Genomic DNA, 19,598 nt, shown 5'->3' with positions numbered 1-19,598 from the left:
CGTGCAAAAAACACCGTTTAAAGTTTTCATAGTTATTCTTGCGATTATTGTTGGCCTGATTTTTATCGTTCCAATTTTATGGATGCTGGCTACTTCTTTTAAAACGGATCAGGAAGCCTTCACAGCAGGGCTAAAGTGGATTCCGAAAGTCTTTACTCTTGAAAATTATCAGTATAGCCTAGCAGGAAATTCAGATACTCCAGTCCTACAATGGATGGGCAACTCCCTTTTTGTTGGGATTATTGGGACATTAATTGTTCTAGTTGTTGACACACTTGCAGCATATGGTCTAGCCCGTTTGGATGTCCCATTTAAAAAATTGTTAATTAGCATCTTTATTGGGTCGATGACGATTCCTTGGGTAATTACGTTTTTACCACTATATATGGAGTTTAATAAGTTTGGTCTATTAGATACTTATGCAGTATTGATTCTTCCATATTCTTCAAATGCATTTGGTGTCTTTCTTCTATATCAATATTTTCGCAGCTTTCCAAAAGAACTGGAAGAAGCAGCATTTCTAGATGGTGCAAATAAATGGCAAGTTTTTGTAAAAATCGTTCTGCCATCAGCACGACCTGTTATTTGGACATTAGCTATTTTTACATTTATGGGTATATATAATGATTTCTTATGGCCGCTTGTAACGACAAATTCTCCAGAAATGAGAACTATTACAACAGGTATTGCCATCATGCAGCAGGGAAGCTTTGTTTCATCACCGGGCAGGTTAATGGCTTTAACATCGATTGCAACCATACCTGCTGTATTATTGTTTATCATTGGTCAACGTTCCTTTATTAAAGGCGTGAATCAATCGGGTATTAAATAGGATTATTTTTTCAGGAAGGATGGAGAACAACATGTCAATACCTCGTAATGAGTATCCAAGACCGCAATTGGTCAGAAAAGAATGGGTTAATTTAAATGGCGAATGGGACTTCGCTTTTGATGATAATAATGTTGGTTTAAAGGAAAAGTGGTTTCAAAATGGGGACGCCCTTGATCGGAAAATTAATGTTCCCTTTGCTTATCAGACCCAACTAAGCGGTATTAATGATCCTTCATTCCATGATTTTGTATGGTATTCACGAGAATTCACTGTATCTAAGGATTGGAATAATCAGCGGATCATCCTGCATTTTGGGGCAGTAGATTACCGTGCATGGATTTATGTAAATGGGGAGTATGTTGGTTTCCATGAAGGCGGCAATGTTTCCTTTTCGTTCGATATTACTGATCATTTAACTTGGGGCAATGAAAAGGTGGTTGTCAGAGTCGAAGATCCATCCACAGATGAAACGATTCCCAGAGGAAAGCAATTCTGGATTGAACAATCGGATTCCATCTGGTACACAAGAACGACGGGGATATGGCAAAGTGTATGGCTTGAACCGGTTAGCCCTACACATGTTTCAAAATTAAGATTAACACCCGATATTGACCGTGGAGATATAATTGTAGAATTTGAGGTCTCTGGTGAATGTATTAACAAACAAGCAGACATCGAAATTAGTTTTCAGGGTGAAAAGGTAGCAAAGGATACGATTGAGGTATTTGAACCGTATAATAAGCGTTCGGTTAATTTATATAATCGCCAAATCTTCAGAACTGCCTTCCACCATACTGGATGGAATTGGTCACCAGAAAACCCTAATTTATTTGATATCAAATTCACATTAAAAGATGGGGATAATCAGGCGATTTTAGATGAGATAGAATCATATTTTGGTATGAGAAAGGTCCATATTGAAAATGGCATGGTTTATTTAAATAACAAGCCTTATTATCAAAAATTAGTTCTCGATCAAGGCTACTGGCAGGAAGGGTTATTAACTGCTCCAACGGATGAAGCATTGAAAAGGGATATTGAATTAGCTTTAGAAATGGGCTTTAATGGCTGCAGAAAGCATCAAAAAGTGGAGGATCCTCGCTTCCTTTACTGGGCAGACAAATTAGGGTTCTTGGTATGGGGAGAATGCGCAGCCTTCCCGTCCTATAGTGAGGACGCTGCATCTCGATTAACCAAAGAATGGATTGAAATCATTGAACGGGATTATAACCATCCATCTATCGTAGCTTGGGTGCCTGTCAATGAAAGCTGGGGAGTGCCTTTTATCAAAGCGAACAAACAACAGCAGCACCATTCTTTAGCGATGTACCACCTTATTCATTCATTAGATACAACACGTTTAGTCATCTCTAATGATGGCTGGGAACTTACAGAAACGGATATTTGTGCGATTCACAATTATAATCATGGATCCAGCGATGAAAAGGCAAAATATGAAAACTTTAAAGAATCCTTACTCACAAAAGAAAATCTCTTAAGCTCAAAACCAGCTGGCCGTGGAATATATGCGGATGGATTTGAACATAAAGGTGAACCTATCTTGTTGACAGAATTCGGAGGAATAGGATTCAAGGTCGGTGAAGACAGTGGCTGGGGCTATACATCTGTAAAGGATGAGCAAGAGTTTATTGCAGATTATCGCAGAGTAATGGAAGCGGTCTATGCTTCTAAGGGTCTACATGGCTATTGTTATACACAATTAACAGATGTTGAACAGGAAATCAACGGATTGTTAGCTTATAACAGAGAACCAAAATGTGAATTAGCAAAAATAAAAGAAATAAATGATATGTGGCATTCCAATATTGTAAAATCTTAAGTTAGGTTATTCTGCTTGCTTTTATAAAATTGGCTGTGAAGCGAAGTGCCTGGAACGGAAATCAACAGACAAGTTTAACACATCCATATTATTACAAGAGGGCTCGCCAGTCGGCGAGTTTTCTTATATAACTGTAGACCGGAGGGAGTCATATAATGAAGTTGTTACAAGAAAAATTTGCAGAACTTGATGGGCAGACAATAACTACTTTTACAATGGTTAATGATCAGGGCATGGAAGTAAGTACCATCGATTATGGCTGCACGATTACCAGGATTGTCGTTCCTGACCGCAACGGAACCCTTGAAAATGTAGTTTTAGGCTTTGATACAATCGAAGAATATCAGCAGCATTCCCCCTATTTCGGTGCTGTAGTCGGCAGGCATGCGGGTAGAATTGCTAATGCGGAATTTACCTTAGAAGGTACCACGTACCATCTCGCAAAAAATAACAATGACAATCACCTCCATGGCGGGATAAAAGGCCTCGATAAGGTGATCTGGAATACAGAGGTAGTAGAAGAAAAAGATTCTTTGACCCTTGTATTCACTTATTTAAGTAAGGATGGAGAAGAAGGGTATCCTGGAAATTTAAAGATGAAAATATCCTATACCTTAAATAACGATAATGAGCTTCAAATATCCTATGAAGGTGTGTCTGATCAAAAAACGGTGGTTAATGTTACCAATCATTCTTATTTTAATTTAAGCGGCAATTTAAAAAGAGACGTTCTTAATCATAAGTTGACCCTAAAAAGTAATCGATTCCTTGAGTTGGATGAAGAATTAATACCGACAGGGGAGATTCTTCCTGTAGAGAATACATCATTTGACTTTCGGTCCGGCCGGAAGATTATTGAAGGAACAGACACAAATGACAGCCAAAATATAATTGCAGGAAATGGATATGATCATCCTTTTCTATTAACGGATAATCACAATAAGGAAATCTATCTGTTTGATGATGAGAGCGGAAGAGGATTAATCATTGAAACAAATCAGCCTGCCGTGGTTCTTTATACGGGTAACCAACTAGCTGATGATTTTTCTATTCGAGGTATCAACTCCAGAAAATACCTTGGTTTATGTTTAGAAACACAGGGTCTTCCAGACTCGCTCAATCATCCGCATTTCCCATCAGCCATTTTAGAAAAGGATCAGGGATACTATTCCGTTACTAAATACATATTTACAAATTGAACAAAAAAAGAGTTGAATCTTATGATCCAACTCTTTTTATGTTCCTTATGTTTTAAATAATTTCTTTAAAACTAATGTTACAGCTCCCAATACCATACCAGTTTTTCCTAATTCCGAACAAACCACTTTAATTTCTTCATGTGAACTTTTAAAAGTATATTTCTCTATTCTTTTTTTTAGTTGAGACAAAACAAAATCTCCTACCTTGAAAATACTCCCTTCTAGGATTATTTTCGAAGGCTTTAGAATGTTAATCATATTTGCTGCGGCTAGTCCAAGGGATTGACCAGCCTTTTCTAAGAGTGTTATAGCAAATGGGTCCCCTTGCTTAGCAGCTGTATAGACCATATTTAAGGAAAGTTCAGTACTGCCTTCTTTCAACCACTCTGTGAGAATGGTATCCTGATGATGTTTAATCTCTTCCTTCGCTTTTTTTAAGATAGCAATTTCTGAGGCATAGGCCTCTAAACATCCATTATTACCGCATTCGCATAGGGGACCATTCACATCTAAAATTGTATGTCCGACTTCTCCTGCTGTATAGAACGTGCTTTTATAAATTTCACTATTTATAAAGATTCCAGAACCAATCCCCCGTCCCACACTAAGACAGATAAAATCGGAAACCCCTCTCCCTTGCCCAAACCAGCTTTCAGCAATCGCTAATGCTCGTACATCATTCTCGACAATAACAGGGATATTAAATTCTTTTTCTATTCGTTCCTTCAGAGGTATATTTTCCAAATGTAAGTGTGGAGAAAAAATGGCCAAGCCTTGTTCAGAATCAACAAGTCCATGCATGGCAATACCAATTCCAAGGATTAACTCTCTTTCGAAATGTTTAGATTGAAGGACATTATGAATGCACTCGATCATCATATTCATAAATTCGGTTTTAGTTGGCAATTTAATAATATCTTTACTGAAATCGGTTACAATCTTTCCGTCCATTGTGGTAAGAATAACGCGTATAACCTCCGCTGCGGCATAGACTCCGATAATATAATAAGCGGAGTAATTAATACGGAGGAGAATTGGCTTTCTACCGCCTGACGTTGCGCTTGTTGATTGCTCCTCTATTAAAAGATTTTTCTCAATTAACTCAGCAACCAATGAACTTATGGTGGGCGGGGTTAATTTTGTTAATTTGGCAATTTCCGCTCGTGAAATCGGCTCTTTTAATCGAATCATGTTTAAAACCGTTGATTGATTAAGTAACTTCATTTTTTCGAAGCTTCCAGTTTTGGGGTCGAAACTCAAATGACATCACGCCTTTATTATCATTAGTACCCTTAAGGATTTGTTTAAGAAGGTATTATTTATTCCTACTAATTTTAACACAAATACCAAGTTAAAAATACTCATGCAAGATTATATTCATGGTTTATTTTGTGGAATTTAAGTAAAAATTTTAGTAAAATACTTGAAGGATTTTACTAGGGGTAGTAAAATTATGTTAATAATAAAAAGGTAACTAAAGAATAAGAATGCTGGAGGAATTTAAAATGAACGTAATCACACTTAATAAAGTATTTTTAGATATGTTTCACGTATTGCCAAAGCAAGCCTTTTTTGCGCCTGGAAGGATTAATTTAATAGGCGAACATACAGATTACAATGGAGGTCATGTGTTTCCATGTGCCATCACCTATGGTACCTACGCTGTAGCAAGGAAGCGGGAAGACAAAGTGATTCGCCTCTACTCTACCAACTTTCCTGAAAAAGGAATCATCGAATTTAACTTAAGCGAACTAGACTATGAGAAGGAACATAATTGGGCTAATTATCCAAAAGGCATGGTCCGTTATATTCTCGAGGCGGGATATGAAATTCAAGCCGGATTTGATTGCGTAATTGAAGGGAATATACCCAATGGTGCAGGACTTTCTTCGTCAGCATCCATTGAACTTTTAACCGGGGTGCTCGTAAATGGCCTATTTAATTTAGAAATTCCGCGCCTTGATCTCATAAAGATAGGCAAGAGGGTAGAAAATGAATTTATTGGCGTGAACAGCGGAATCATGGATCAGTTTGCGATTGGCATGGGAAAGAAAGATGCTGGTATCTTACTAGATTGCCAAACGTTGAAATATGAGTATGCACCGATTCACCTTGAAGATTACAAAATATTAATCATGAATACGAACAAACGCAGGGAATTAGCTGATTCGAAATACAATGAAAGAAGAGGAGAATGTGAAGAGGCACTTGCGCAGCTACAGCAAAAGCTGCCAATTGAGGCACTTGGTCAATTATCGGAAGCGGAGTTTGATGAAAATCAATATCTGATTACCAATGAAACAGTTCGCAAACGGGCCAAGCATGCTGTTTACGAAAACATGAGAACAATTAAGGCACTTGAAGAGCTTAAATTAGGAAATCTAGAAGCATTTGGACAATTAGTTAACCAATCACATGTATCACTAAGAGATGACTATGAAGTGACAGGAGTGGAATTGGACAGTTTAGTAGAGGCAGCATGGAAACAGCCAGGTGTGCTTGGTGCGCGAATGACCGGTGCAGGATTCGGCGGCTGTGCAATTGCGATTGTTAGAAATGGAGAAGTTGATAACTTTATTGAGAACGTAGGAGCTGCTTATCTGGACAAGATTGGCTACGAGGCAGAATTTTATGCAGCAAGCATTGGTGATGGGGCGAAGGAAATTCGACTGGAGGAGACAATTTAAATGAGTATTCTTGTGTTAGGCGGTGCAGGCTATGTCGGTTCACACGCTGTATACCAGTTACTTGATCAAGGGTATTCAGTCGTTGTCATCGATAATTTGCAAACGGGCCATGAGGAGGCAGTTCATCCAAAGGCTAATTTTTATAGGGGAGATATCCGCAGCCGCGAGTTTATGCGTTCTGTTTTTGAAAAAGAAAGTATTGAAGCGATTTTGCACTTCGCCGCGAATTCCCTTGTCGGAGAGTCGATGGTTGAACCGTTAAAATACTTTGATAACAATGTCTACGGAACACAAATCGTGCTTGAAATGATGAAAGAGTTTGGCATTAAGCATATCGTTTTTTCTTCAACCGCCGCGGTATATGGAGAGCAAAAAGTTGTCCCGGTTACAGAGGAGGCTGCAACCGTTCCAACGAATACGTATGGCGAAACCAAACTAGCTATGGAGAAAATGATGGCTTGGTGTGAAAAGGCTTTTGACCTTAACTATGTTTCGCTTCGCTATTTTAACGTGGCGTCAGCAAGAAGTGACGGACAAATTGGGGAGGACCATAACCCGGAAACTCACCTGATTCCAGTTGTTCTGGAGGCAGCACTTGGGAAAAGACCAGCAGTGACGATATTTGGTGAGGATTATGATACGGCAGATGGCACTTGTGTCCGAGATTATATTCATGTCGAGGACTTAATTGATGCCCACATATTAGCCCTCCGCTATTTACAAAATGGCGGTCAGAGTAATGTTTTCAATCTTGGCTCAAGCAAAGGATTCTCGGTAAAAGAAATTGTTGAGACGGCTAAAGAAGTGACGGGTATTGATATTCCTGTGAGAATCGGTGAGCGTCGATCGGGTGACCCGAGTACGTTAATTGCCTCTTCGGAAAAAGCACAAAAGGTGTTGGGATGGAATCCTGTAAGAACATCGATTCAACAAATTATCAGTAATGCCTGGAACTGGCATCAGCATCACCCTAATGGATATCAGAAATAGAGGGGATCATAATGATTTATCAACTTATACAACAATTAATTAATCAAGCTATTACCACTCAATTAATCGAGCGGGAAGATGAAATCTATGCGCGCAATCAAATTTTGGCATTGCTTAAGCTAACTGAGTTTAAGGAAGAGGAACTAGCGGAGAGCAATCACTTTGAAATCCCAGATTTACTTGAATTAATCGTGGACTATGCCTGCAATCAAGGGGTCATTGAAGATTTATTTGATGAAAAAGAGATTTTTTCAAGTAAAATAATGAACTGTTTTACTGCACGCCCATCCACTATCAATCAAGTGTTTTATGAAAAATATACGCAAGATCCAAAGGAAGCAACCGAGTATTTTTATGAGTTAAGTAAAAATAACAATTACATTCAAATGAAGCGTATTCGTAACAATATCGAGTATAAAACCGCCACAGAATATGGTGAACTTGATATTACGATTAATTTATCAAAGCCTGAAAAGGATCCTAGAAGTATCGCACTCGAGCTGTCAGTGCAAAAAACGGATTATCCGAAATGTCTGCTCTGTGTTGAAAATGAGGGATACGCAGGCAGAGTCGGTCACCCGGCCCGCTCCAATCACCGAATGATTCGCATCAATCTATTAGATCAGCCGTGGTACTTCCAATATTCACCGTATGTGTATTACAATGAGCATTGTATTGTCCTATCAGAAAAACATACCGATATGGTCGTTAGTGCCTCGTCTTTTTTACGGTTATTGAGCTTTGTTGAACAATTTCCGCATTACTTTGTGGGCTCAAATGCGGACCTGCCAATTGTCGGCGGTTCGATTTTAACCCATGATCATTATCAAGGTGGGAATTATCAATTTGCGATGGCGAAAGCCGATGATGACTGGACATTTAATATGGCTGGTTATCCAGACGTAGATTGTTCCGTGGTTAAATGGCCGATGTCAGTTATTCGCCTCCGTTCTGCTTCAATAAGCGCGCTTGTTGAAGCGGGTTCACATATTTTTGAGCAATGGAAAAATTACAGTGATGCGACGCTTGAAATTTTGGCGAGGACCGGAGAGACGCCGCATAATACAGTGACCCCGATTGCCCGGAAAAATGGAGGTGTTTTTGAACTGGACTTGGTGCTTCGTAATAATCGAACAAGTGAGGAGCATCCGCTGGGTATTTTCCACCCACATGCCGATGTCCATCATATTAAAAAGGAAAATATCGGCCTAATTGAAGTAATGGGGCTGGCTGTTTTACCTGCACGATTAAAGGCTGAACTCGGAGAAGTAGAAAATTACATCCTAAGTAAAGCATCAGATGTAGCAGATTACCATTTAACCTGGGCAGAAGCGCTAAAAGCACGCTATCAAGATATTGCTAATGAAGCGAATGTCGAACGCCTTGTGAGAGAAGAAGTAGGAAAGAAATTCTTAAGAGTCTTGGAAGACGCAGGTGTGTTTAAGCGGGATGAGGCAGGGAACGCAGGATTCCAGCGTTTTATCACTTCTTTATAAAAAAATGAATCGAATTTTGGGATTTTAGTGTAAGGGGAAACTGTAATTAACTACTTTCTGAAAAATATGGAGTGATATCGATGAAAATATTAGATAGAATATTCGGCAGTTACGAGGGAGAGTCCGTTACAGAATATACTTTAGTCAACGATTATGGCATGGAGGTCTCTTGTCTGAATTTTGGTTGTGTCATTACGAAAATCATCGTCCCTGACCGACATGGAAACTTTGAAAATGTAGTACTTGGTTTTGATAACTTCGAAGATTACACAGAATGGTCACCTTATTTCGGTGCAGTTTGCGGCCGGGTTGCCGGAAGAATTGGCGGTGCAAGTTTCGAATTGGACGGGAAAGAATATCAGCTTGCAGACAATAACTACCCCAATCATCTGCACGGAGGCAAGAAGGGTTTTAACTCTGTGATTTGGAAAACTGAAATTATTGAGAAAGAAAATGCTGTCGGGCTGAAGTTTTTCTATCACAGTCCAGATGGAGAAGAAGGCTATCCTGGCAATCTAGACACCACTGTTACGTACATTCTAAATAATAAAAATGAACTCGATATTTCCTACGAAAGTAAAACTGATCAAAAAACGTTAGTCAACTTAACGAATCACTCGTATTTTAATTTAAGTGGGAATATAAAAAGAGATTGTTCGGAACACATTCTTAAGGTAGATAGTGATCGATTTTTAGAGTTGAGAGACGATCTTATCCCTACTGGTAAGTTGATTGATTCTAAAAATACCCCCTTTGATTTTAAGTATGGCAGAAGGTTGAGTTCTGGGCTGAATTCATCTTATCCGCAAAACGTACTTGTCGGAAAAGGTTACGACCACCCACTTGTTTTTAGACAAGAGGGAGAAAATACGATGATTCTAAGCGACGAAGAAAGCGGCCGCTCGCTTCTTATTACGACCGATCAGCCATGCGTTGTCCTTTATACAGGGAATTTTCTAGAAGGTCCTTATTCTATTTCAGGTGTCAGAGCGGAGAATTATTTGGGTGTTTGCCTGGAAACGCAAGGGTTTCCTGATGCCATCCATCATCCAGAGTTTCCTTCAGTCATTTTAAATCAAGAGGAAGTATACCATTCCAGAACAGTGTATCGTTTTTTTGCTAATACATTAGGAGACTGATTTATGGCTACCATCAAAGATATTGCACATATTGCAGGGGTATCGATTGCAACGGTATCCCGTGTTTTAAATTATGACACCACTCTTTCTGTCAGTGATGAAACGAAGAAAAGGATATTCGAAGTGGCAGAGGAGCTATCTTATAAAAAGAAGACTGCGCGCAAGCAAGAGGCGGGTAAAATTGCTCTTTTGCAATGGTATACCGAAAAGGAAGAACTTGACGATTTATATTACATGTCCATCCGGCTGGGTGTTGAAAACCAATGCCGGCAGCATGGGATTCAAGTGGATAAGTATTTTCAAGACAACTATGGGGATTTGAAGGAAGATGATATTCAAGGGCTGATTGCGATTGGAAAATTTAGCAGGAAGCAAGTGAATGATCTCGTTAAGATTACCAAAAATATTGTCTTTGTGGATACCTCACCAGATGAAGATATGTTTGATTCCATTGTTATTGATTTTGAACGAGCCACTAAAAAAGTGCTTGATTATTTTATTCAAAAGGGTCATGAGAGAATCGGGTATATCGGAGGCAGAGAAGTCTTTAAGGATAAAACCTCTTTTATTGAGGACCCTAGAGAATTGACCTTCAAGCGCTTTTTTTCAGAAAAAGGAATGCCCAATGAAGATTATATGTATGTAGGTAACTTCACTGCTGATGATGGTCATGCATTGATGAAGAAGGCGATACATGAACATCCAGGGGATCAATTACCCACCGCATTTTTTGCGGGTAATGACTCACTAGCGGTTGGCGCATTAAGGGCACTGTTGGAGGAAGGGATTTCCGTTCCTGATCGTGTGAACATCATAGGTGTCAATGATATCAGCATCTCTAAATATGTCTTCCCATCCTTAAGCACAGTGAAGGTATATACTGAAATTATGGGTGAAACCGCTGTTGACACCCTTTTGGAGAGAATAGCAGGCAGAAAAACAGTCAAGAAAATAATTATTGCCACAGAGTTGATTATTAGGAATAGCAGTTTTTAAAGAAGAGAACTCATCAAAAAATTTGATGAGTTCTTTTGCCATTGTCGAAATATGGGATGTTCCGTATAATGTTTGTAACTAGATAGGTACAGGAATGGGAGCGGATTCATGAGCAGGTTATCGGTGCTGGCATATATTTTTGGAGCTGTATTCTTCGTGGTAAGCTGCTCATTTGCGGTTTTTTATGGGTCGAAGGTCCTTACGCATGATTTGCCTGCAGAGAAAAAGCAATCTAAAGAGTATAACTATCATTTTGTTCTAGTCCCTGAAGAGCTAGATAATGAATATTGGAGACTTGTAGAGCAAGGTGCAAAAGCGGCTGCAGATAAATATGGTGTCCTGTTGGAATATGCAGGGCCTAATCAAGGGAATATTGAAGACCATTTAAAGACGATTGAAATGTCAGCGGCCTCTAAGGTGGATGGAATCTTAACACAAGGATTGAGTGATGAACAATTTACTCCACTAATTAACCGAGTAGTTTCTAGCGGGATTCCAGTCATCACTGTCGATACAGATGCTGCGAATAGTAAACGACTTGCATATATTGGCACGGATAATTATTATTCTGGATTTCTCGCTGGAAAGGCATTGATTCAAGATACAAAAGGAAAGGCTAATGTCGCAATTATTACTGGAAGATTTTATGCAAACCATCAGAAACAGCGGGTAAAAGGCTTTCAAGATGCGGTTAAAGGAGAAAAAGGCATTCATATTATCGATGTAGTAGAATCCGAAATTAGCAGAGTCCAAGCGGCAGAAAAGGCGTATCAGATTATGAAGGACCATCCAGAGGTCAATGCCTTTTTCGGGACAAGTGCATTAGACGGTATTGGGATTGCCCAAGTAGTCGATAAATTCGTTAAACCTGGAAAAATGTATATTGTTGGATTCGATACCTTACCAGAAACATTGGAATACATCCGCAGAGGAACCATAAACGCAACTGTAGTGCAGGAGCCCTATGAAATGGGGTATCGGGCTGTAATAATGATGATCGATCATATTGAAGGAAAATCCGTTAACCCTATCGTCCATACGAATACGAAGATTCTAAGAGTTGGGGATTTGCCCTTAAGTCATCTGGACCGAAGGGGAGAGAGAAAATGAGATTATTTAAAATTCGCTCGAAATTACTCCTATACTTCATTGTCCTAGTAGTGTTGTTAACATCTGTCGGCTTCTTTTTCTATAAAAGCAGTGAGAAGTTAGTTATGGAATATGACGATAGTTTTGAACGATTTCTGCTTCTCAATGATATCTCAAAGAGAACAAATTTGATTACCGAAAATCTGCGTGGCTATCTTTTAGATAAGGAAACGTCTTATCTAAGTGATTATAAGAAGGAAAAGCTCAAGTTAATTACTGACCAAAAGCGGCTTAATGAAGAAATGGACAATCATGATATTTCATATATTAATTATAAAAACATGATTGATAGCTTTTTAGATGAATGCGATGCAACGGTAGGTGCTTTCGAGAAGGATGATATAAACAGTTATTCCAATCATTTTAATGGAGTTTTGAAAATCGCCTCCTTTCTCCAAGAGAGAACGCTGGCACTATTAAATAATAAACTGACTGACTATCAAAAATTTTATGCTCAAATGGAGAAGCAGAACCATTACTATAAACTATTGTCCATCTCACTATTTGCAGCAGCTTTTTTCCTTAGTACCTTGCTTGCCCTCTGGATTTCTGGCGGGATTACAAAACCAATTAGTCTGTTATCTGCGGCTGCAAAGCAAATTTCAAAGGGGAATTTATCCGGTGAGGATATTAAGGTTACAACAAAAGATGAATTAAAGCCACTAACAGAAACCTTCAATCAAATGAGAACCAATTTACGTCAGCTAGTCACTGAAATTAAACAAAAGTCTGAATTGGATAAGCTACTTAAAGAATTGGAGTTACGGAGCCTCCAAAACCAAATTAATCCTCATTTTTTGTTCAATACGTTGAATACGGTTTCAAAGATGGCGTATTTGGAGGAAGCAGAACAGACTTCGAGATTAATAGAAGCCGTGGCTGCGATACTCCGGTATAACTTAACTGATTTCGATAAAGCATCAACATTAAGAGAAGAAGTAAGAATTGTCCAAGAGTATTTTTATATCCAACAAACCCGGTTCGGGGAACGGATTTCATTTATAACGGAGATCGAGGATGATTGTCTGGATATTGAAATCCCTAGTTTAATTCTGCAGCCATTAGTAGAAAACGCCTTCATGCATGGAGTAGAATCCTACGAAGAGAATGGAGTAATCAGGCTCCGTATTTACCAACATAATGATCGGATCCATGTGGAGGTCATTGATAATGGGGCAGGGATGGATGAGAGCACTAAAAAAAGATTACTTACTTACGTAGAAGGTACTGAACTGGAAGAGGGGTTCGAGCCGGATAAATCAAAAGGTCAATCAAATGGTATTGGTGTAAAAAATGTGATTAGAAGGCTGCAGCTCTTTTATAAGCGAAATGACATAGTAGAAATTGAATCCAAGCCTCTGTACGGAACAAATTTTAGACTAACAATTCCGGGCGTCGCCAAAGGGGGAAGTGTACTTGTTAAAAATACTTATAGTGGATGATGAAATTTTGGAGCGAACGGCATTAACGAAAATCATTAACCGATCTTCGGAGGACGTAATGGTCATTGGAGAAGCCCCCAATGGAAGAATCGCAATTGAAATGGCCACGGAACACCGACCAGATATTATTTTTATGGATATAAAAATGCCAGGGATTGATGGTGTACAGGCGGTCAAAGCTATAAAAAAAATCAATCCCTCGATTCGATTTATTATGGTTTCCGCCTTTAATACATTTGAATATGCGAAAGAAGTAATGCAGCAGGGGGTTAAGGAATACATCTTAAAACCAAGCAGAAAGCAAGATATACTTGCGGCATTAGAGCGAGTTTGTGCTGAAATCCTTGAAGAAAGCAAACAGCGAGAAGAACAACAAAGTTTACGAGATAACCTGGATCGTGCAGTATCCATCGCGCAAAAAGAATGGGTATCGACGGTTTTAGTAAATCAAGTTCAGGATATCACTTTTGATGAATGGGGCCAGCTCTTGGGGGTAGAAATTACTTCAGGGTATATTATGCTTTTCTCGCTGCGGCCGAGAGGAATGACTGAATTATCCGCAGATCAAAAGCAGAACTGGTATTTATGGCTTAAGGATACCCTGAATTCTGCCATGATGAAACAGGAAGTGATGGTTGGCCCGCTAACAGATTCACAAGTACCTGTTTTATTCCTTTGTAAAAAAGCAACGGAAAAGGTCCATTTTAAAACTAATGCACTGGCTGTCATCGATAACCTGAACCGACTTTTTGAAAAAAAGAGTTATCATGCTGAGCTAAGGATTGGAGTCGGACTTCCATATAATCATGCCCACGAGCTAAATAAGTCCTATCTTGAAGCACTTATGGCTTTGCAGCAGATGGCAAAGACCCCTGAGCGTAAGTATTTATTTGCAGTGAAACAAGGCTCGGCTGAACTGTCCTCCTCTTCGAAAGTATTAGAGATTGAGAAAAAGCTATTAGAGGCTGTCAGACAGGGAGACGTCAATCAAGTATTGTTCATTTTTGAATCGTTCGCAGAGATGCTGGCTGAGGATAAAAATATAAAAGGATCCTCAGTAAAAAAAGCCTTTGACGAGATGTTTATTCTCGTTTCACGAATGCTTCATGATTTAGGGATTAGCTATGAACGAACACCTGCAATAGAAGAGTCTGAAGATATTATGGCGATTTTCGAAAAAGGGAAAGCCCATTTATTGGCGGTGGTTCATCAGGTTCAGATTTGGAGAAATGATCATGCCAAGGGAATGCTGCATAAAGCAAAGGAATATATCGAAATTCACTATGCTGATTCTCTTACATTGGAACAGGTAGCGGAATATGTGGAACTTAGTCCTTTCTATTTTAGTAAATTATTTAAGGATCGGTTCGGAATGACCTTTATTGATTATTTAACGGAAATAAGAATTAAGCATGCTAAGGCTGAGATGGTTGATCCGGGAAAAAGTTTGAAGGAAATATGCTACTCCATCGGCTATAAGGACCCAAACTATTTTAGCCGAGTGTTTAAGAAACACACTGGCTTATCGCCAACTGAATTTCGCAAAGTAACAGTAGGCTAATATTTCTTGCTTATGAGACCAATCTGCATTCGTGGATTGGTCTATTTTTAGTGGAAAGAAGAAATTTTTTAAAATAAAGCGTTTGCAAAAAAGTCTAGATAATCGCAAATTAGTGCTAGACTTTTGACCTATTGAGGGGAATCCCTCCATGCTAACATATGTGTAAGGGCTTACACTAAGGTTAGCGAAGCGATGTGCTGCTTACCAGGGTCTTACTAAATAGTAAAAGGAGAATGACAACATGTTTAAAAAGAAAAAGGGGTTAATTCTATCTTTAACAGTTGCATCTAGTATTCTATTAGCAACAGGCTGCAGTGATTCGACAAGTGGTAAGGATTCTGGATCAGGCAAGGACAACAGTCTTCCGGCTGTTGGTGCAACCATTTACAAATTTGATGACAACTTTATGTCCTACGTTCGTCGTGCAATGGAGACTTCCGCAGATGGCAAAGCAAAGCTGATGTTGAATGACTCTCAAAACGACCAAGCAAAACAAATTGAGCAAGTGGATACACTTATTGCCAAAGGAGCTAAGTCTCTAGCAATCAACTTAGTTGATCCAAAAGCGGCTCAAACGATTATCGATAAAGCGAAGCCAAAAAATATTCCAGTTATCTTCTTCAACAAAGAGCCAGATGCAAGCGTATTAAAGGGCTATGATAAAGCTTACTATGTTGGAACGACCTCTTCAGAATCAGGTGTTCTTCAAGGTCAACTGATTGCTAAAGCTTGGGAAGCTAACAAAGATAAATATGATAAAAACAAAGATGGAAAACTTCAATACGTGCTATTAAAAGGTGAGCCAGGGCACCCAGATGCAGAAGCACGTACAAAATTTGCAGTCGATACTGTAAAAGAAAAAGGTATCCAAGTAGAAGAATTAGCAATGGATACTGCGATGTGGGATGCAACAAAAGCTACTGAAAAAATGGATGCGTGGTTAGCTAAGTATAGTGACAAGATTGAGTTTGTTATTGCTAACAACGATGGCATGGCGTTAGGTGCTGTTGCTTCTCTTGAAAAAGCAGGCTATTTCTCTGGCGATAAGTTCATGCCAGTAGTAGGTGTTGACGCGATTCCAGAAGCACTTGAAATGATTGAAAAGGGCAAAATGGTGGGTACTGTCTTAAACGATGCTAAAAACCAAGGTAAAGCAACAATTGAGCTTGCAACTAATGCAGCAAACGGTAAAGACGTATTAGACGGAACAGAATGGAAGCTTGATGATAATAAAGCCGTACGTGTTCCTTACATTGAAATTACAAAAGATAATATCCAAGTGGGTAAAGACGCATACAAATAAGAACTAAATCCAGTCGAAGCGCCTTGTCCAGGAAAAAAGGGTTCATTTTTCCCCAAGGGAAAAAGTAGTTTATTTTTCCCCAGGGGCTGAAACAGCCCCAAGGCGCTCTTCGAACGAAGGAAAAGGGTACGCTTTTCTTTCGTTCGGAGTAAGACTCCTTCGAAATTGGAGCTGGACACCGTATTTAAATAAAAAATTCATATAAGGCACCTAATGAGTGTCTTATATCTTCAAATGGTTTAACAAGGAGGTTCGCTCATGTCAGAATCCAGAACTACCAATCTACTTGAAATGCTAAACATAACGAAACGATTCCCTGGGGTGCTAGCTTTAAATAATGTGTCCCTTAAAGTAAAGCCCGGATCGGTCCATGCTTTAATGGGCGAAAATGGTGCTGGAAAATCAACACTAATGAAATGCCTATTTGGGATTTATTCGATGGATGAAGGGAAAATCCTTTTTGATGGAAAAGAGGTTTCCTTTGCCAATTCAAAGCAGGCACTTGAAAATGGCGTATCGATGGTGCACCAAGAACTAAATCAGGTCCGTCAACAGAATGTTATGGATAATATCTGGCTCGGCCGGTATCCGAAAAAAGGTATTTTCATAGATGAAAAGAAAATGTATGAAGATACAGCAGCGATATTTAAAAGTTTAGACATCAATATTGATCCGCGCAGTAAGGTGAGTACGCTATCCGTTTCCGAAATGCAGATGGTAGAGATTGCAAAGGCGGTTTCTTATCATTCAAAGATTATTGTAATGGACGAACCTACCTCATCCTTAACAGAAACCGAAGTAAATCATCTTTTTAGAATCATTAAAAGACTGCAAAGTGAGAATGTAGCGATTATCTATATTTCTCACAAAATGGAGGAAATCTTGAAGATTTCTGATGAAGTAACCATCATGCGTGACGGTCAGTATATTGCAACCAAAAGTGCCAAAGACCTCACCACAGACGAAATCATCAAACTAATGGTTGGCCGTGACTTATCACAGCGCTTCCCTGCTAAGGCTAACAAGCCTGGGGAGGTCATATTGAAAGTCTCAGATCTGACGGCAGAAACACAACCTTCTTTTTCTAATGTAAGTTTTGAGCTAAGAAAAGGCGAAATATTAGGGATTGCCGGCTTAGTTGGATCCAAGCGGACAGAGGTTGTTGAAGCACTGTTTGGGATAAGGGCGATCACATCAGGATCGATTGAATTAAATGGCAAGGTGGTCAAAAATCATTCGCCGCAGCATGCTATCAAAAACGGCTTTGCCCTTGTGACGGAAGAAAGAAGATCAACAGGGATCTTCCCTGATTTGAGTATCAGTTTTAACTCGATCATTTCAAACATGAAGCAATATAAAACTAAAAGCGGGTTCCTATCCGACCGCAAAGTTGCTGACGATACGCAATGGGTGATTGATTCGATGAAAGTAAAAACCCCATCACAAAAGACATCTATCGGCAGTCTTTCAGGTGGTAACCAGCAAAAGGTCATTATTGGACGCTGGCTGTTAACCAAACCGGAAATTTTATTGCTCGATGAACCGACACGTGGAATTGACGTTGGGGCGAAGTTCGAAATTTACCAGTTAATTAATGAGTTAGCTGCTGAAGGAAAAGGAATTATCATGATTTCTTCAGAAATGCCAGAGCTTCTGGGCGTTTCTGACCGAATTTTGGTTATGAGTAATGGTAAAGCAGCTGGGATTGTCGAAACGGCAACAACATCCCAAGAAGAAATCATGAGCTTAGCAGCTTTGTATTAGGAGGAGATGCAAATGAATAAATCAGCCGCACAAAAAGGCAGTATAACCAAGTTGCTCTTTGATAATGTGATATATGTATTTTTAATCCTGCTAGTCATTGGAATCGTAATCGCTTCTCCTGACTTTCTATCAGTAACAAATCTTATCAATATCCTTAGTCAGTCTTCTTCCCGGATTATTATTGCCCTAGGGATGGCCGGAATTCTGATTACCGCTGGAACAGACTTATCCGCAGGACGGATGGTCGGACTCGCTGCTGTTGTGTCTGCATCTATGCTGCAAGCTGGTGATTATGCTTATAAAATGTATCCGAACCTTCCAGAATTACCGTTAATCGTACCAATCTTAATTGCTATGATTGCAACGGGTTTAATTTCTACATTAAATGGTGTGATTGTTGCCAAGTTACACGTGCCGCCGTTCATCGCTACATTAGGTATGATGATTGGTGTATACGGAATCACTTCTATTTACTTTGACCGCCCGCCCTATGGCGCACAGCCAATCGGCGGATTAAGCGAAAAATTTACAACCTTTGCCCAACGCGGGATTCCAATTGGATCCTATGAACTTCCTTATCTAGTTATTTATGCAATTATAACCACTGCAGTTATCTGGGTAATTTGGAATAAGACACAATTAGGTAAAAACATGTATGCAATCGGGGGTAACCCTGAAGCAGCAAAGGTTTCAGGTGTTAATGTTGCGAAAAACCTGATTATTATCTATATGATTGCCGGCCTATTATATGGCTTCTCAGGTACACTGGAGGCAGGTCGTGTGGGTAGTGCGACAAACAATACAGGAAACATGTACGAATTAGATGCCATCGCAGCCTGCGTAGTCGGTGGGGTATCACTTTCAGGTGGTATCGGATCGGTACCAGGCGTAGTAACCGGGGTATTAATATTCCAAATCATCAACTACGGTCTAGCCTTCCTTGGCGTAAGTCCATACATCCAATTCATCGTAAAAGGACTAATCATCGTCGTAGCAGTAGCCTTCGACATGCGCAAACACGCAAAGAAAAAATAAATTTAATGTTTTGGTGTCAGTTTTGGTGTCAGGCACCGTTCGTGGACAGTTGTCCACGAGCGGTGCCTGACACCTTTTTTTATACAAACTATCAAATATTTTGTAGGTTGGATTTGATGTTTTGTCTAATGACAGGGCTTGGCCGTGGTGTATAATAAAGGTATT

15 protein-coding genes are annotated in these 19,598 nt (G+C 39.4%); 14 read left to right on the top strand and 1 reads right to left on the bottom strand.

Translation table 11 applies throughout. From position 1 onward, the window contains the following. Position 1: 1 nt before the first annotated feature. The 3 genes from COJ96_RS00215 to COJ96_RS00205 all read left to right on the top strand — a co-directional run bounded on the left by COJ96_RS00215 (position 2) and on the right by COJ96_RS00205 (position 3,871). A complete protein-coding gene (locus COJ96_RS00215; RefSeq protein WP_251461358.1) occupies positions 2–832 on the top strand; it encodes a carbohydrate ABC transporter permease in 831 nt (276 codons plus the stop codon). Between the two features lie 31 nt (positions 833–863). Then, positions 864–2,672: a glycoside hydrolase family 2 protein gene (locus COJ96_RS00210; protein WP_218936488.1), complete on the top strand. Its 1,809-nt coding sequence runs from the start codon at positions 864–866 to the stop codon at positions 2,670–2,672. Between the two features lie 155 nt (positions 2,673–2,827). Continuing rightward, the gene (locus COJ96_RS00205) at positions 2,828–3,871 is read left to right on the top strand and encodes an aldose epimerase family protein (protein WP_098570991.1); all 1,044 of its coding nucleotides are present in this window, start codon (positions 2,828–2,830) and stop codon (positions 3,869–3,871) included. Between the two features lie 45 nt (positions 3,872–3,916). Here the strand turns inward: COJ96_RS00205 and COJ96_RS00200 are convergent, their stop codons facing one another. After that, positions 3,917–5,095, bottom strand: coding sequence for an ROK family transcriptional regulator (locus COJ96_RS00200; RefSeq protein ID WP_257148357.1), 1,179 nt, complete (start codon positions 5,093–5,095; stop codon positions 3,917–3,919). 281 nt (positions 5,096–5,376) lie between these two features. On the opposite strand from COJ96_RS00200, the gene COJ96_RS00195 reads away from it, so the two are divergent. From COJ96_RS00195 to mglC, 11 genes are all read left to right on the top strand, one after another. Next, positions 5,377–6,558, top strand: coding sequence for a galactokinase (locus tag COJ96_RS00195; RefSeq protein ID WP_098570989.1), 1,182 nt, complete (start codon positions 5,377–5,379; stop codon positions 6,556–6,558). Next, positions 6,559–7,548, top strand: coding sequence for a UDP-glucose 4-epimerase GalE (galE, locus tag COJ96_RS00190; RefSeq protein WP_098570988.1), 990 nt, complete (start codon positions 6,559–6,561; stop codon positions 7,546–7,548). Between the two features lie 11 nt (positions 7,549–7,559). Next, positions 7,560–9,044, top strand: a complete 1,485-nt coding sequence (galT, locus tag COJ96_RS00185; protein ID WP_180229930.1) for a UDP-glucose--hexose-1-phosphate uridylyltransferase — start codon at positions 7,560–7,562, stop codon at positions 9,042–9,044. An 80-nt stretch (positions 9,045–9,124) separates the two neighbouring features. Then, positions 9,125–10,183 (top strand): aldose epimerase family protein, encoded by a 1,059-nt coding sequence (locus COJ96_RS00180; protein ID WP_098570986.1) that lies wholly within the window; start codon positions 9,125–9,127, stop codon positions 10,181–10,183. 3 nt (positions 10,184–10,186) lie between these two features. Beyond that, positions 10,187–11,179, top strand: a complete 993-nt coding sequence (locus COJ96_RS00175; RefSeq protein WP_098570985.1) for a LacI family DNA-binding transcriptional regulator — start codon at positions 10,187–10,189, stop codon at positions 11,177–11,179. 108 nt (positions 11,180–11,287) lie between these two features. Beyond that, the gene (locus COJ96_RS00170) at positions 11,288–12,289 is read left to right on the top strand and encodes a sugar-binding protein (protein WP_098570984.1); all 1,002 of its coding nucleotides are present in this window, start codon (positions 11,288–11,290) and stop codon (positions 12,287–12,289) included. Further along, the gene (locus COJ96_RS00165; RefSeq protein ID WP_098570983.1) at positions 12,286–13,770 is read left to right on the top strand and encodes a sensor histidine kinase; all 1,485 of its coding nucleotides are present in this window, start codon (positions 12,286–12,288) and stop codon (positions 13,768–13,770) included. Before COJ96_RS00170 ends, COJ96_RS00165 begins: the two co-directional genes overlap by 4 nt. After that, complete coding sequence (locus COJ96_RS00160; protein ID WP_098570982.1) at positions 13,745–15,331, top strand: response regulator; 1,587 nt, start codon at positions 13,745–13,747, stop codon at positions 15,329–15,331. The genes COJ96_RS00165 and COJ96_RS00160 overlap by 26 nt, the downstream gene beginning before the upstream one ends. 241 nt (positions 15,332–15,572) lie before the next feature. Continuing rightward, complete coding sequence (gene mglB / locus COJ96_RS00155; RefSeq protein WP_098570981.1) at positions 15,573–16,634, top strand: galactose/glucose ABC transporter substrate-binding protein MglB; 1,062 nt, start codon at positions 15,573–15,575, stop codon at positions 16,632–16,634. 258 nt (positions 16,635–16,892) lie between these two features. Continuing rightward, entirely contained in the window at positions 16,893–18,398 is a 1,506-nt protein-coding gene (mglA, locus tag COJ96_RS00150; RefSeq protein WP_098570980.1) for a galactose/methyl galactoside ABC transporter ATP-binding protein MglA, read from the top strand. 12 nt (positions 18,399–18,410) lie between these two features. After that, positions 18,411–19,433 (top strand): galactose/methyl galactoside ABC transporter permease MglC, encoded by a 1,023-nt coding sequence (gene mglC / locus COJ96_RS00145; RefSeq protein ID WP_098570979.1) that lies wholly within the window; start codon positions 18,411–18,413, stop codon positions 19,431–19,433. Positions 19,434–19,598: the final 165 nt, after the last annotated feature.

The sequence above is a fragment of the Bacillus sp. AFS073361 genome, assembly GCF_002567005.1.
Lineage (GTDB): Bacteria > Bacillota > Bacilli > Bacillales > Cytobacillaceae > Neobacillus.
This window is presented reverse-complemented; position numbering and strand designations above follow the sequence as displayed.

Coding starts and splice junctions, on each gene's coding strand:
- COJ96_RS00210 (WP_218936488.1), top strand. CDS start 864: ATGTCAATACCTCGTAATGAGTATCCAAGACCGCAATTGGTCAGAAAA.
- COJ96_RS00205 (WP_098570991.1), top strand. CDS start 2,828: ATGAAGTTGTTACAAGAAAAATTTGCAGAACTTGATGGGCAGACAATA.
- COJ96_RS00200 (WP_257148357.1), bottom strand. CDS start 5,095: ATGAAGTTACTTAATCAATCAACGGTTTTAAACATGATTCGATTAAAA.
- COJ96_RS00195 (WP_098570989.1), top strand. CDS start 5,377: ATGAACGTAATCACACTTAATAAAGTATTTTTAGATATGTTTCACGTA.
- galE (WP_098570988.1), top strand. CDS start 6,559: ATGAGTATTCTTGTGTTAGGCGGTGCAGGCTATGTCGGTTCACACGCT.
- galT (WP_180229930.1), top strand. CDS start 7,560: ATGATTTATCAACTTATACAACAATTAATTAATCAAGCTATTACCACT.
- COJ96_RS00180 (WP_098570986.1), top strand. CDS start 9,125: ATGAAAATATTAGATAGAATATTCGGCAGTTACGAGGGAGAGTCCGTT.
- COJ96_RS00175 (WP_098570985.1), top strand. CDS start 10,187: ATGGCTACCATCAAAGATATTGCACATATTGCAGGGGTATCGATTGCA.
- COJ96_RS00170 (WP_098570984.1), top strand. CDS start 11,288: ATGAGCAGGTTATCGGTGCTGGCATATATTTTTGGAGCTGTATTCTTC.
- COJ96_RS00165 (WP_098570983.1), top strand. CDS start 12,286: ATGAGATTATTTAAAATTCGCTCGAAATTACTCCTATACTTCATTGTC.
- mglB (WP_098570981.1), top strand. CDS start 15,573: ATGTTTAAAAAGAAAAAGGGGTTAATTCTATCTTTAACAGTTGCATCT.
- mglA (WP_098570980.1), top strand. CDS start 16,893: ATGTCAGAATCCAGAACTACCAATCTACTTGAAATGCTAAACATAACG.
- mglC (WP_098570979.1), top strand. CDS start 18,411: ATGAATAAATCAGCCGCACAAAAAGGCAGTATAACCAAGTTGCTCTTT.